Origin of the sequence: Pseudomonas sp. FSL L8-0168 (genome assembly GCF_037976155.1) — a bacterium.
GTDB classification, from domain to species: Bacteria; Pseudomonadota; Gammaproteobacteria; order Pseudomonadales; family Pseudomonadaceae; genus Aquipseudomonas; species Aquipseudomonas paracarnis.
The window spans coordinates 2,143,116-2,156,766 of the sequence record NZ_CP150262.1 but is presented as its reverse complement, the minus strand read 5'-3'; the positions used below and the strand labels follow the sequence as shown (position 1 = coordinate 2,156,766).

Below are 13,651 nucleotides of genomic sequence, written 5' to 3'. Positions count from 1 at the left end.
GTCGAGTCATTAGAAGTAGCTGGAACAGCACTTCTTGAATTTCTGCCCACTGCCACACAAACAGGCATCGTTACGTCCGGCCTTCACTTCTACCGTAGGGTCGATGAAGTACCAGCGCCCTTCATTCTGTACGAAAGAAGACTGCTCGCGGTGACTATGTTCACCGGTAGCGTCATGCCAGCGCGCGGTAAAGGTGACAAAGGCGTGTTCCGGCTGGCCGCCGAACACCTCGGAGCTTTCAACTTCCAGCCCCAGCCAGGTGCTCTGGGCACTCCAGGCGGCAATGGCGTCGCGGTCCAGGCCGGCCTGTTGCGCAGGCAGCGTAGTGGCGACCAGGTAATCGACCAGGCCCAGCACATAGGCGCTGTAGCGCGAGCGCATCAACGCGCTGGCACAGGGGGCCGGGTGACCGGCGTGATAATGGCCGCAGCAGGCATCCAGCAGATTGCCGCTGCCACACGGGCAAATGGATGTACTCATCGGGTTACCACCAATACTTTCCGAAGTTTTCCGGGTTGGCCCAGAAGCGGGCGTTGAGCCAGTCCGGCACCTGTTTATAGTCAAGCAGATCATAGGTAAACAGCGTGAGTACCTGATCATCGCGTTGGAAGCGTTCACCGGCTTGCAGGGCCAGGGAGAAAAAGTCGGTGTCCTTCCAGTCGCAGGCACTCAGGTCGACCAGCACCGCAATGCGGCTGGCGTTGAGGTTACGAATGCCACCGAGCAAGGTCAGGCCTTGGGGTTTGGGCAGGTGCTCCAGGCAGTCGACCACCAGCGCGAGGTCAAAACGCTGCACCGCGAGGTCTTCCGACAACGGCCCTGGCGCGGCATAGAACACCTCGGTGTCCGGGTGCGCAGCTTTGAAGGCATCCAGCGCCGGAAATTGGCTGGCGCCCACTAACAGCAGGCGTTTTGGCCTGTGAAGGTCCAGCAGGGCCGCCAAGGCGTGTTGGGGCGTACGGGCAGAAATTCCAGCGGTCATTGCAGATCCTCGCATCAAGACCGTAGAGACTAGCGCGGCTAGGCGCGTGGGCCTAGAGCGCGACGGTCGATACCCACCGAGGCAGAACTGAAGTTTTTTGATCCTTCACTGGCAAATCGCCGGTAGAAGTCGTTACTGTGCGCTCAAAGAAAAATTTGAAAACACTCAGGAGCCCCATGATGCGTAAGGTTTTTCTGCTGGCCCTGTTGGTCAGCCCCGTTGCCCTGGCCCAGAGCGTCAGTGTCGAAACCAATTCCTTGATGCGCCTGCCCAGCAGCACCAGCGTGTTGCAGCTTGAACGCCTGGACGTAGCGGACTACGGCACCTTGCTGATTCCGGCCACTATCAGCCAGGTCACGGTGGATGAGCTGCACTTGGGGCGCGACGCACGCATCACCATTGTGCCCGGCAATACCGCCTTGCAAATGCAAGTGCGCGAGGCGCAGTTGGAGCACGGTAGCCAGATCACCTCACGGGGCGCCCCCGGCACCCACGAAAAACCCGCCAAAGCTGGGCGTGACCTGACCTTGCGCATTAACTCGCTGACTGCCCAAGCGCTGTCGGTGGATGCCCGTGGCGGCGCTGGCGCCCAAGGATATGCGGGCCTGGACGGTGCCAACGGCGTGGACCCGGGTTGCACCTGGGGCTCAGCCGGGCGCGGCTTTAATGGCGATAACGGCGGCGATGGCCGGCCAGGGGCGGCGGGCGCCCAGGTACGCCTGGAGTTGCCGCAGGCGTTCCCGGCTGAACAGATCAAGGTCTGGGTCGATGGCGGGCCGGGCGGCCTGGCTGGGGTGGCGGGTAAACCCGGCAAGGGCGGGCAATCCAAGGGCTGCCTGGTGTACCGCGCGGACGGCGGCGAAAAGGGCCGGCCAGGGTTGGAAGGGCAACCGGGGCCGGCTGGGCCTGCGGGGTCTGTGACTATCCAGCGGCTCTGAGTCGCCTGGCCTGACGCTATTGCGGGCAAGCCCGGCTCCCACATTTGGAATGCATTCCAGTGTGGGAGCCGGGCTTGCCCGCGATAGCGGTGTAAGGCTCGCCTCAGAACATCGGCCGAGCCGAAGCCACCGCCACCACCACCAACCCCACGATCAAATTAATCCCCACCAACCTGCGAATCTGCCCCAGCGCAGCCGCGCCCGCCGGCCAATTCTCAGCCGCCACCGCGGCCTTCAGCTCCGGGAACTTCAACGCCTGGATGCGGATAAACAACGCCGTCATCACCAGATACAACCCCATCATTACCTGCACATAACGCGGCGCGGTCTCAAAACCACTGAAACGCAGTTGCAGCAAACCAATGCCGCTGATCGGCAAAAGCACCACCGCCACCCATACCCATACAAAAAAACGTTGAAACACATTTGCCCATAGCTTGAGCCGGGCAGGGCCCTCAAGCGCCGCCATGGCGGCGGGGCGCAGGATCATCCAGGCGAAAAACATGCCGCCGACCCAGATCAAGGCGGCCAGTACATGCAGGGTATAAGCAAGGCTAAACGCGGTCATTGTGGTACTCCGTTCTGCGCGGGATTAATTAGCGGGGTATGATAGCGGCCGATCCGAACCACTGAAAATTTATCCAGCGTTTTTTGCGCCCGACTATCCATGATCAGCACTGAACTCAAAACCACGATCCAGGGCGCCTATTCGCGTTTTCTCGAAGCCAAGAGCTTGAAACCGCGCTACGGCCAACGCCTGATGATCGCCGAAGTGGCAAAAGTCCTCGGGGATATCGACACCGACGACGAAGGCCGCCGCGAGGGTGAGCCTGCGGTAGTGGCCGTCGAGGCCGGTACCGGTACCGGCAAGACCGTGGCCTACAGCCTGGCTGCGATCCCTACGGCCAAGGCTGCTGGCAAGCGCCTGGTGATCGCCACCGCTACCGTCGCGCTGCAAGAGCAGATCGTCTACAAAGACTTGCCCGACCTGATGCGCAACAGCGGCTTGAGCTTTACCTTCGCCCTGGCCAAGGGCCGTGGCCGCTACATGTGCCTGTCCAAGCTCGACGTATTGCTGCAGGAAGGCCACGCCCAAACCGCCACCGCCTCCTTGTTCGAAGAAGAAGGCTTCAAGATCGAGGTGGATGAGGCCAGCCAGAAGCTGTTTACCAGCATGATCGAGAAGCTGGCCGGCAACAAATGGGACGGCGACCGCGACAGCTGGCCCACTGCCCTAGAAGACTCCGACTGGGCGCGCCTGACCACCGACCATAGCCAATGCACCAACCGCCATTGCCCCAACTTCGGCCAGTGCGCGTTCTACAAGGCGCGCGAAGGCATGGGCAAAGTGGACGTCATCGTCACCAACCACGACATGGTATTGGCTGACCTCGCCCTGGGCGGCGGTGCGGTACTGCCCGACCCCCGCGACACCCTCTACGTCTTCGACGAAGGCCACCACCTGCCAGACAAGGCCATTGGCCATTTCGCCCACTACACCCGTTTGCGTTCCACGGCCGACTGGCTGGAAACCACTGCCAAGAATCTCACCAAGTTGCTGGCCCAGCACCCGTTACCCGGCGACCTGGGCAAGTTGATCGAGCAAGTGCCGGAGCTGGCGCGCGAGATCAAGACCCAGCAGCAATTCATGTTCAGCGCCTGCGAGCAGGTGGCGGACTTCAAGCCCGGTGAAGACGTCGAAGGCCGAGAGCGCCCGCGCCACCGTTTTGTCGGCGGGATGATTCCCGAGCACATGCGCGAAATGGGCATCGAGCTGAAGAAAGGCTTTTCACGCCTGACCGACCTGTTCACCCGCCTGACGGATTTGCTCAAGGAAGGCATGGATGGCGAGGTCAATATCGGCATCGCCAGCAACCAGGCCGAAGAGTGGTATCCCTTGTTCGGCAGTTTGCTGTCTCGTTCCCAAGGCAATTGGGAGCTGTGGACCGCCTTTACCGTCGAAGACCCGGAAGACAACCCGCCCATGGCCCGCTGGCTGACGTTGTCGGAAAGCGGTGCGTTGTTCGATATCGAGGTCAACGCCAGCCCGATCCTCGCCGCTGAAATGCTGCGCCGCAACCTGTGGAACGTCGCCTACGGCTGCCTGGTAACCTCGGCCACGCTGACGGCCCTGGGCACCTTTGACCGCTTCCGCATGCGCGCCGGCCTGCCGAAAAAAGCCGTCACCGCCGTGGTGCCCAGCCCGTTTCATCACGCTGACGCCGGCGTGCTGCGGGTGCCAGACCTCAAGGCCGACCCACGGGACGCGGCGGCGCACACGGCGGCGATCATTCGCGATTTGCCGTCTCTGGTGGAAGGCTCCCGCGGCACCCTGGTGCTGTTCTCGTCGCGCAAACAGATGCAGGACGTGTTCGACGGCCTCGACCGCGACTGGCGCAAGCAGGTGTTTATCCAGGGCAACCTGTCCAAGCAGGAAACCCTGAACAAGCACAAGGCGCGGGTCGACGGTGGGGATTCCAGCGTGTTGTTTGGCCTGGCCAGCTTTGCCGAAGGCGTGGACTTGCCCGGTGCCTACTGCGAACACGTGGTGATAGCCAAGATCCCATTCTCGGTGCCGGATGACCCGGTCGAGGCCGCACTGGCCGAATGGATCGAAGCCCGGGGCGGCAACCCGTTCATGGAAATTTCGGTGCCGGATGCTTCACTGAAGCTGGTGCAGGCCTGCGGGCGTCTGCTGCGTACCGAAGAAGACCGCGGCACCATCACCTTGCTCGACCGTCGCCTGGTTACCCAGCGCTATGGCAAGGCGATCCTCAATGCCTTGCCGCCGTTCAGGCGCGAAATTTCTTAAGCCACCGTGGGCGGATTCGCCCACTCTGTGGTCTATCTCATCACTATCATCAGGCCAGTCATCGGCCGTTTGGGAGAACCTTGTTCGTATGATTCGCACGCTGCCCGCTCTTTTTGCCCTGCTGTTCGCTGCGCCGTTGATGGCGGCGCCCGAGGGGCAACAAACGCTGTTCAACTTCGTCCGGCCTGCCGATGTGGTCAAGGTGGCGACCCAGGACGCCAGCCTGCCGCAATACAACGCCGAACAAACCCCCGAAGGCGAGGTGCTGCGCCGCATCACCTTCAACCCAGCGGCCGAGCCGAGCCTGGTGCTCAGCCCGCAGACGGGGACGTGGGATTGGTCGCAATCGAGCGCCATGAGCCTGCGTATCCAGAGCGCGATGAACTGGGCGCTGACCCTTTACGTCAAGGTGCAGAGCGCCGACGGCAAGACGCTCGTCAGCCGCATCGACCTGCCGGCCGGCCCGGCCCAGACGCTGCTCGTCCCGCTGCAAGCCAACTCACCGCTGAGCCAAGGCATGAAGGCCGGCCCGCCGATGCCGATGACCGTGGATGGCCAGCGGGTGTTGCTGGCCGCCAGCGCCGGAGAAATCGACCGCAGCCAGGTCGTCTCGGTGACCCTGTCAATGCTCAAGCCCATTGCCGCTCAAAGTATCCTGCTCGAGCGCTTTGGCGTGCAGGACAGCGAGCCAGTATTGAAGGCTGCCTACACTGAACTAGTGGATGCCTATGGCCAATCCAACCGCGCGCGCTGGCCGGAGAAGGTCAGCAACGACGAGCAACTCAAGGCATCGGCCGCCAAGGAACAACAGCAGCTCAAGACCTGGCTGGCCGAGCGGGACAAGTCCTCCCTGGATCAATACGGTGGCTGGAAGAAGGGCCCGGCCTTCGACGCCAGCGGCTTTTTCCGCACCCAGAAGCGCGACGGCCGCTGGTACCTGGTGACGCCGGACGGGCATCCGTTCTACTCCCTGGGTGTGAACACCGTGGCGCCGGACAACAGCCAGACCTACGTGGCGGGGCGCGAGTGGATGTTCGCGGCGCTGCCCAAGGCCGGCGAACCCTTTGACAAGTACTACGGCAGCGACGACAGCCGCACCGGCAACGGCGCCGGCGAAGGTCGCGGCTTTGGCTCAGGGCGTTGGTACGATTTCTACGGCGCCAACCTGCAACGCACTTACGGCGGTGACGCGTTGGACCAGCCACGCTGGGTGACCCATACCCTCGATCGCCTGCAAGCCTGGGGCTTTAACACCGTCGGCAACTGGAGCGATCCGGACCTGGCCACTGCCGACCGCGTGCCGTACACCTTGCCGCTGTCGATTGTCGGTGACTATGCCAGCATCAGTACCGGCACCGACTGGTGGGGCGGTATGCCCGACCCGTTCGACCCGCGTTTTGCCATGGCCACCGAACGCGCCGTGGCCATCGCGGCCCGCGATCATCGTGACGACCCGTGGTTGATCGGTTTTTTTGCCGACAACGAATTGGCCTGGGCCGGCCCCGGCGAGGATGCAAAATCCCGTTACGCCCTGGCCTACGGCACCCTGCGCATGACCACCGACGTGCCGGCCAAGCGCGCCTTCCTCAAGCAACTGCGCGATAAATACCGCAATGAAGAGGGCCTTTCCAAAGCCTGGGGCATTCAACTGGCCGGTTGGGAGCTGATGGAAGATCCCGGCTTTGAGCCGCCGATGCCCAGCCCTGAACACCCGGAGATCGAAGCCGACTTCAAGTATTTCCAGAAGACCTTCGCCGATGCTTACTTCAAGACCATTTCCGACTCGTTGAAGTGGCACGCGCCCAACCAGCTGTTGCTGGGCGGCCGTTTTGCGGTGAGCACGCCGGAAGCGGTCGCTTCGTGCGCGCAGTATTGCGATGTGCTGAGCTTCAACATGTACACCTTGAAACCCCAGGACGGGTATGACTTCGCCGCCCTGCGTGCGCTGGACAAACCGGTACTGATCACCGAATTCAACTTTGGCTCCGCCGACCGTGGCCCGTTCTGGGGCGGCGTGACGCAACTGGCCCGCGAAGAAGACCGCGGCGCGGCGTACTCCACCTTCCTCAAACAGGCGGTGGCCGAGCCGTCGATTGTCGGGGTGCACTGGTTCCAGTACCTGGACCAGCCGGTCACCGGGCGTCTGCTGGATGGTGAAAACGGCCATTTCGGCCTGGTCGGCATCACCGATGTACCCTTCCAGGGTTTTGTCGAGACGGTACGCAAGAGCAACCTGGCCGCGCTCGACCAACTGGGCCGTGAGGCGCAAAAAGCCAAGGCCACCCAAGCGACGCGTGAGAGTGACGCCGCCAAACCTGGGCGTGACGGCAAAGGCGCGGGGCAGGGCGCCGGGCACCCTGGCGGGCATGCTGGGAATGGGCATTGATTCATCGTTGACGGGTTCACAAAACCCACAATGGCTGAAAGAATGGCGACCAATTTTCATGGTGTTTTCCGAGGGGACTTAGGTGCAGATTCAGGGTCATTACGAGCTGCAGTTCGAAGCGGTGCGCGAAGCCTTCGCCGCCCTGTTCGATGATCCTCAGGAGCGTGGTGCCGGGCTGTGCATCCAGATTGGCGGGCAAACCGTCGTCGACCTGTGGGCCGGTACTGCCGACAAGGACGGTGCCGAGGCCTGGCACAGCGATACCATCGTCAACCTGTTCTCCTGCACCAAGACCTTCACGGCAGTGACTGCCCTGCAACTGGTGGCCGAAGGCAAGCTCAAGCTTGATGCGCCAGTGGCCGAGTACTGGCCGGAGTTTGCCGCTGCTGGCAAGGACGCGATCACGCTGCGCCAGTTGCTCTGCCACCAGGCCGGGCTGCCCGCCATCCGCGAAATGCTGCCCACCGAGGCCCTGTACGACTGGCAATTGATGGTCGATACCCTGGCGGCCGAGGCCCCGTGGTGGACACCGGGCCAAGGCCATGGCTATGAAGCGATCACCTATGGCTGGCTGGTTGGCGAACTGTTGCGCCGCGCCGATGGGCGCGGGCCGGGGGAGTCGATCGTGGCGCGGGTGGCACGCCCCTTGGGGCTGGACTTCCATGTGGGCCTGGCGGATGAAGAGTTTTATCGCGTCGCCCATATCGCACGCAGCAAAGGCACTATCGGTGATGAAGCCGCGCAACGGTTACTTCAAGTAATGATGCGCGAGCCTGCGGCGATGACTACCCGTGCATTTGCCAACCCACCGTCTATTCTGACCAGCACTAATAAGCCCGAATGGCGACGCATGCAGCAGCCTGCGGCGAATGGCCACGGTAATGCGCGCAGCCTGGCCGGGTTTTATAGTGGTTTGTTGGACGGTAGTTTGCTGGAAAGCGACATGCTCGAACAATTGACCCGCGAGCACAGTATCGGGCTGGATAAAACCTTATTGACCCAAACCCGTTTCGGCCTGGGCTGCATGTTGGATCAACCGCAGTTGCCCAATGCCACGTTCGGCCTTGGGCCACGTGCATTCGGGCATCCCGGGGCAGGGGGATCAGTCGGGTTTGCCGACCCTGAACATGATGTAGCCTTCGGTTTCGTGACTAATACCCTGGGGCCTTACGTACTTATGGACCCGCGGGCCCAGAAGTTGGTCGGAATATTGGCCGGTTGTCTATAAACCCCTTGCTGTTTCACAATTTTTTGTTACAAAGGCAAGTATAAAAAAGATGCTGAACGACATGTTGTAACTTGAATGTTCTTTTAGCGTCTGTTTAACGGGTCCCGCGACCCCCCTGGTTTTTTCTCATTTTGTGGATATCTCATGTTATCGAACAAGTCTTTGGCACTGGCGCTGTGCCTCACTATTACGGGTTGTGCACAAACTCCACAAAATGATGCCGAAGGTGGGCATTGGTGGTCATTTGGATCTGACAAAGCTGCAACCAAGGATCCAGTGGCCCAGACCGACGCCAAGCCGGATGCCAAACCCGACGCCAAGCCGGCCGCCGGTGCCAAGCCTGTTGAACCTGTCACCGCTGCTGCCGCTGCCCCGGCCGCCAAAGCCGACACCGGTTACAGCTGGTGGCCGTTTTCCACCAAGACCGCCGAAGAAAAAGCCGCCGACGCCAAGGCTGACCTGAAAGCCGACCTTAAGGCGGCAACGCCGGCCTCGGACGCAGCGCCTGTCGTCGCCAAGACCGACAGCGAGCCGCGCTGGTGGTGGCCGTTCGAAAGCAAGCCAAAGCCTTTGGCCAAGGTCGATGTGACCAACGTACAAATGCCTGACCCGAAAGTCACCCAAGCCTGGCTGGACGAATACGAACCACGCCTGCGTGCGGCCATCAAGGACAGCAACCTGCAACTGGAGCGCCGTGACAACACCCTGGTAGTGATTGCTCCGGTAGACGGTTCCTACAACCCGAAGCGCCCGGCCATGTTACTGCCGGTGACCCTGGGCCCGTTCACGCGGGTGGCCAAGGCTGTTGAAGCTGACCCGAAGACCGCCGTACTGGTGCTGGGCCACGTTGATGCCACTGGCAGTGCTCCCGCCAGCCAGGCGTTGAGCAAGGAGCGTGCGCAGTCCATCGCCTCGATTTTCAGCCTGAGTGGTCTGAAACAGGATCGCTTGATGCTGCGTGGCATGGGCGACCTTATGCCGCGTGCCGCCAACGACAGCAATCAGGGGCGTGCGCTGAACCGTCGCATGGAAATCATGTTCACTCAGCGTACAACGATGTTGGCACTGCTGAGTAAGTACAACTCCGGCAAGACCCCGCCCGTAGCCGAAATGGTCGCGGTGCAGAATGTGCCTGCACCAGCACCGGCGGCAAAAGCGCCTGCCAAAAAGGCCACGACCAAGAAAGCGGCGGCCAAGCCAGCGGCTAAAAAGGCTGCGGCCAAGCCGGCTGCCAAGAAGCCGGCTACTGCAAAAGCCAAGGCGGCACCCGCTTCGAACGACCAGGCGAAAAACTGAGCTGTTGAACCACAAGGATAAAGCCGCATGACCCAGGCACTGGCCGATATGCGCCGTGACTACACACGGGACGGTTTGAGCGAGGCCCAGGCCCCGGACGAGCCGTTTGCGTTGTTCCACCAATGGTTTGCTGATGCGGTGAAAACTGAACAGCCGCCAGTGGAGGCCAATGCCATGACGCTGGCGACGGTGGATCAGGACGGTCGCCCGCACTGCCGCATCCTGCTGCTCAAGGGCCTGGATGCACAGGGCTTTACCTTCTTCACCAACTATCAGAGCGCCAAGGGTGAACAACTCGCGGCGCGGCCGTTTGCGGCCATGACCTTCTTCTGGCCAACCCTGGAGCGCCAGGTACGCATTGAAGGGCGCGTGGCCAAGGTCACGCCTGAAGAGTCGGATGCTTATTATCAGGTGCGCCCATTGGGCAGCCGCCTGGGCGCCTGGGCCTCTCCGCAGAGCAAAGTCATTCGTGATCGCGAAGAGCTGCAGGCGCTGCTCAAGGCCACTGAAGAGCGTTTCAGCGATACCCAGCCCGATTGCCCCGAGCATTGGGGAGGGTACCGTTTACTGCCTGAGCGCATCGAGTTCTGGCAAGGCCGGGCCAGCCGCCTGCATGATCGCCTCAACTACCGTTTGCAAGACGGCCAATGGTGCCGCGAGCGCCTGGCGCCCTGAGCGTCACCTTTCGTCATCCCACCTGAATCAACACCGTTGCGTCGAAGTCTCTGTTCAAGAGACTTCGGACGCTTTCGGCTGTGCGGCTACACTGATCGAGCCGGTTATGGCATCGTTCCGTACCCTGGCTTGGTTACCGTTCGTCGAGTTCTCTGGTGCTGGCAGTCTGTACTCAGGCTGAATGAAAGCAAGTTTCTGCCTGGTGCGCCGTGACACGCGCCAAGCCACAGCGTTTAATGAATACCTGTCCTTTGGAGTTGATGCTATGCGTAAGTCCGTTTTACTAGTTGCCTGCTTTACCACCCTGTCGTTGCTGCTGGGTGGCTGCGCCTCGAGTCTGACCGGCGACTCGTACTCTCGTGATGAGGCGCGTCGTGTACAGACCGTTCGCATGGGCACCATCGAATCCCTGCGTCCGGTGAAAATCGAAGGCACCAAAACCCCAATCGGCGGCGCCGCGGGCGCAGTCATCGGCGGCGTTGGCGGCAGCGCCATCGGTGGCGGCCGAGGCAGCATCGTTACTGCTGTGATCGGCGCAGTTGCGGGCGGCCTGCTGGGCTCGGCCACTGAAGAAGGCCTGACCCGTACCCAGGGCGTGGAAATCACCGTGCGCGAAGACGACGGCAGCATGCGTGCTTACGTACAAGCCGTGCAGGAAAATGAAATCTTCCGCATTGGCGACCGCGTACGCATCATGACCGTCGACGGTACCAGCCGCGTTACTCGCTAAGCCTTAAGCTTCAGGCGAAGAAAAACCCCCAACCGGGTGACCGGTTGGGGGTTTTGTTTGTAGGAGCGAGCAAGCTCGCTCCTACAACTGACTGACTTCAATCATGCAACGACGGCTTTCTTGCGACTTGCCATCGCCGTCACCGCATACCCGATAAAGGCCGCCAGGATCGACCCGGTCAGAATCCCCATGCGATCTTCACCGGCAAACTCACTGGCGCCTGGCACAAACGCCAGGGAGCCGACAAACAGGCTCATGGTGAAGCCGATCCCGCACAGAATCGCCACGCCCATTACCTGACCCCAGTTGGCGCCGCTGGGCAGTGAGGCGATGCCGGTTTTGATCGCCAGCCAGGTGAGGCCGAACACACCGACGGTCTTGCCGATCAAGAGACCGGCGGCGATGCCCATGGGCACGGAGTGGGTGAAGCTCTCCAGGTTGACACCTGTCAGAGAGACCCCGGCATTGGCAAACGCGAACAGCGGCAGGATGGCGTAGGCCACCCACGGGTGCAGGGCGTGTTCCAGGCTCAGCAGCGGTGAGGTTTCGGCATTTTTGGTGCGCAGTGGAATGCAGAACGCCAGGGTTACACCCGCCAAGGTCGCATGCACACCGCTCTTGAGCACGCACACCCACAGGATCAGGCCGATGATCATATACGGCCCCAGTTTGATCACGCCCAGGCGGTTCATCGCAATCAGCGCAATCAAGCACGCCCCCGCGCCCGCTAGGGATGCCGTGGACAAGTCAGCGGAATAGAACAAGGCAATGACGATGATGGCGCCAAGGTCATCAATGATCGCCAGGGTCATCAGGAACAGTTTCAGTGACACCGGTACGCGCTTGCCCAGCAGGGCCAGCACGCCCAGAGCGAAGGCAATGTCGGTGGCCATGGGGATCGCCCAGCCAGCGAGGGCGGCCGGGTTGTCCTTGTTCAGCGCCCAGTAGATCAGCGCCGGCACCACCATGCCGCCGATGGCCGCTGCGCCAGGCAACACCACTTGCGAAGGCTTGGACAGGTGACCATCGAGCAGCTCACGCTTGACCTCCAGGCCGATCAACAGGAAGAACAGGGCCATCAAGCCATCGTTGATCCAAAGCAGCGCCGGCTTGGCGATTTTCAACGCGCCAACCTGAGCCACCACCGGCGTGTCGAGAAAGGCGTTGTACAGGTGCGACAACGGTGAGTTGTTGATAATCAGCGCAAAAGCGGCAGCGGCGATCAACAACAGACCACTGGCGGCTTCCAGCTGGAAGAAACGGGTGAAAGTGCTACGCAGAGGCAAGGGATGCTCTCCAATCCAGGTTCAATAGGTGGGTACCCTAACCCGTACCGTTAGTTGTTAAAACAAAAGTTATATTCTTATTTGTTATAAGGGATGGGCCGGGGCATCGGTGGGCTAAAGACTAGCAATTGTGTGTCCAATTGCGTCGTCACTGTATCTGTGTGAAGCGTGGGAAACATCCTAAGATCACCGCTGAAAACCTTTAGAGAACCCACCATGAGCGACCACCGTACCTGGGCCCGCGAAGCCATTCGTATCATTGAAGCGGACTTCCAGCGGAGCGCCGATACCCACCTGATCCCGCTGCCATTACCGGGTTTGCCAGGCATCGAGTTGTACTTCAAGGATGAGTCCAGCCACCCCACCGGCAGCCTGAAACACCGGCTGGCGCGCTCGCTGTTCCTGTATGCGCTGTGCAATGGCTGGCTCAAGCCGGGCGCCCCCGTTATTGAAGCGTCCAGCGGCTCTACGGCGATCTCGGAAGCCTACTTCGCGCGCTTGCTCGGCTTGCCGTTTATTGCCGTCATGCCCGCGACCACGTCCCAAGAGAAGATCGCCCAGATTGCCTTCTACGGTGGCAAGAGCCATCTGGTCCAGGACCCGACGCAGATCTACGCCGAATCCGAACGCCTGGCCCAGGAAAGCGGGGGGCACTTCATGGACCAGTTCACCTACGCCGAGCGTGCCACCGACTGGCGGGCAAACAACAACATCGCCGAATCGATCTTCCAGCAGATGCGCTTTGAGCAGCACCCGGAGCCGAGTTGGTTGATTTCCAGCCCTGGCACCGGCGGCACCACCGCGACCCTGGGCCGTTATGTGCGTTATCGCCAGCATTGCACCCGGGTGCTGTGTGCCGATGCCGAACGCTCGGTGTTTTTCGATTTCTACCAGAGTGGTGACGCCAGCCTGCGCCTGGACTGTGGCTCGCGGATTGAAGGGATTGGTCGCCCGCGGGTGGAGGCATCGTTTCTGCCCGCGGTGATTGACGCCATGGTCAAAGTGCCGGATGCAGTGTCCCTGGCGGCCATGCATTACCTGGCTGAGCGTTTGGGGCGACGGGTTGGCGGGTCCAGCGGGACCAACCTGATCGGTGCGCTGATGGCGGCGCAACAGATGAAAGCGGCGGGGGAGTCGGGGTCGATCGTTGCGATCTTGTGCGATGGCGGTGAGCGCTATGCCACCACCTATTACGATCAAGCGTGGCTGGCGGGGCAGGGCTATGAGCTGGAAGGGTTGATCGCGGCGGTTGCGGCGAGTGTCGAACGCGGTGAGGCGCTACCCGCTAACATCCTGCGCGCTAATATCTGACACCCCA

General features: G+C 61.4%; 12 protein-coding genes. 8 read left to right on the top strand and 4 right to left on the bottom strand.

Translation table 11 applies throughout. The annotated features are described in order from the left end of the window. Positions 1-9 precede the first annotated feature (9 nt). Complete coding sequence (locus tag MHH62_RS09390; RefSeq protein WP_003189238.1) at positions 10-480, bottom strand: YchJ family protein; 471 nt, start codon at positions 478-480, stop codon at positions 10-12. Between the two features lie 4 nt (positions 481-484). After that, positions 485-982: a DUF6231 family protein gene (locus MHH62_RS09385; RefSeq protein WP_014717260.1), complete on the bottom strand. Its 498-nt coding sequence runs from the start codon at positions 980-982 to the stop codon at positions 485-487. 179 nt (positions 983-1,161) lie between these two features. Between MHH62_RS09385 and MHH62_RS09380 the strand changes: the two genes are divergently transcribed. Then, positions 1,162-1,920: a collagen-like protein gene (locus tag MHH62_RS09380; RefSeq protein ID WP_019817848.1), complete on the top strand. Its 759-nt coding sequence runs from the start codon at positions 1,162-1,164 to the stop codon at positions 1,918-1,920. Between the two features lie 103 nt (positions 1,921-2,023). Here the strand turns inward: MHH62_RS09380 and MHH62_RS09375 are convergent, their stop codons facing one another. Beyond that, a complete protein-coding gene (locus MHH62_RS09375; protein WP_014717262.1) occupies positions 2,024-2,488 on the bottom strand; it encodes a CopD family protein in 465 nt (154 codons plus the stop codon). 99 nt (positions 2,489-2,587) lie between these two features. On the opposite strand from MHH62_RS09375, the gene dinG reads away from it, so the two are divergent. The 6 genes from dinG (at position 2,588) to MHH62_RS09345 (ending at position 11,047) form a co-directional block, all read left to right on the top strand. Then, positions 2,588-4,732: an ATP-dependent DNA helicase DinG gene (dinG, locus tag MHH62_RS09370; protein ID WP_014717263.1), complete on the top strand. Its 2,145-nt coding sequence runs from the start codon at positions 2,588-2,590 to the stop codon at positions 4,730-4,732. 88 nt (positions 4,733-4,820) lie between these two features. Beyond that, positions 4,821-7,118 carry a beta-galactosidase gene (locus MHH62_RS09365; protein ID WP_339232852.1) on the top strand — a complete coding sequence of 766 codons (2,298 nt, stop codon included), beginning with the start codon at positions 4,821-4,823 and terminating at the stop codon, positions 7,116-7,118. An 82-nt stretch (positions 7,119-7,200) separates the two neighbouring features. Next, positions 7,201-8,346 (top strand): EstA family serine hydrolase, encoded by a 1,146-nt coding sequence (locus tag MHH62_RS09360; RefSeq protein WP_014717265.1) that lies wholly within the window; start codon positions 7,201-7,203, stop codon positions 8,344-8,346. Positions 8,347-8,490: 144 nt separating this feature from the next. Further along, positions 8,491-9,642, top strand: a complete 1,152-nt coding sequence (locus tag MHH62_RS09355; RefSeq protein ID WP_336826880.1) for an OmpA family protein — start codon at positions 8,491-8,493, stop codon at positions 9,640-9,642. A 27-nt stretch (positions 9,643-9,669) separates the two neighbouring features. Continuing rightward, on the top strand, positions 9,670-10,317 hold the full coding sequence (pdxH, locus tag MHH62_RS09350) for a pyridoxamine 5'-phosphate oxidase (RefSeq protein ID WP_019817843.1): 648 nt from the start codon (positions 9,670-9,672) through the stop codon (positions 10,315-10,317). Between the two features lie 265 nt (positions 10,318-10,582). Further along, the gene (locus MHH62_RS09345; protein WP_003189251.1) at positions 10,583-11,047 is read left to right on the top strand and encodes a glycine zipper 2TM domain-containing protein; all 465 of its coding nucleotides are present in this window, start codon (positions 10,583-10,585) and stop codon (positions 11,045-11,047) included. A gap of 101 nt (positions 11,048-11,148) precedes the next feature. On the opposite strand, the gene nhaA is transcribed toward MHH62_RS09345, so the two are convergent. Further along, the gene (nhaA, locus tag MHH62_RS09340; protein ID WP_339232851.1) at positions 11,149-12,333 is read right to left on the bottom strand and encodes a Na+/H+ antiporter NhaA; all 1,185 of its coding nucleotides are present in this window, start codon (positions 12,331-12,333) and stop codon (positions 11,149-11,151) included. Between the two features lie 216 nt (positions 12,334-12,549). Between nhaA and MHH62_RS09335 the strand changes: the two genes are divergently transcribed. Further along, complete coding sequence (locus MHH62_RS09335; protein ID WP_014717269.1) at positions 12,550-13,644, top strand: PLP-dependent cysteine synthase family protein; 1,095 nt, start codon at positions 12,550-12,552, stop codon at positions 13,642-13,644. Positions 13,645-13,651: the final 7 nt, after the last annotated feature.

What these genes read in the sequence shown, in the direction of transcription:
- MHH62_RS09355 (WP_336826880.1), top strand. Translation starts at nt 8,491, where the DNA reads ATGTTATCGAACAAGTCTTTGGCACTGGCGCTGTGCCTCACTATTACG.
- MHH62_RS09380 (WP_019817848.1), top strand. Translation starts at nt 1,162, where the DNA reads ATGCGTAAGGTTTTTCTGCTGGCCCTGTTGGTCAGCCCCGTTGCCCTG.
- MHH62_RS09375 (WP_014717262.1), bottom strand. Translation starts at nt 2,488, where the DNA reads ATGACCGCGTTTAGCCTTGCTTATACCCTGCATGTACTGGCCGCCTTG.
- pdxH (WP_019817843.1), top strand. Translation starts at nt 9,670, where the DNA reads ATGACCCAGGCACTGGCCGATATGCGCCGTGACTACACACGGGACGGT.
- MHH62_RS09335 (WP_014717269.1), top strand. Translation starts at nt 12,550, where the DNA reads ATGAGCGACCACCGTACCTGGGCCCGCGAAGCCATTCGTATCATTGAA.
- MHH62_RS09345 (WP_003189251.1), top strand. Translation starts at nt 10,583, where the DNA reads ATGCGTAAGTCCGTTTTACTAGTTGCCTGCTTTACCACCCTGTCGTTG.
- MHH62_RS09385 (WP_014717260.1), bottom strand. Translation starts at nt 982, where the DNA reads ATGACCGCTGGAATTTCTGCCCGTACGCCCCAACACGCCTTGGCGGCC.
- MHH62_RS09365 (WP_339232852.1), top strand. Translation starts at nt 4,821, where the DNA reads ATGATTCGCACGCTGCCCGCTCTTTTTGCCCTGCTGTTCGCTGCGCCG.
- dinG (WP_014717263.1), top strand. Translation starts at nt 2,588, where the DNA reads ATGATCAGCACTGAACTCAAAACCACGATCCAGGGCGCCTATTCGCGT.
- MHH62_RS09390 (WP_003189238.1), bottom strand. Translation starts at nt 480, where the DNA reads ATGAGTACATCCATTTGCCCGTGTGGCAGCGGCAATCTGCTGGATGCC.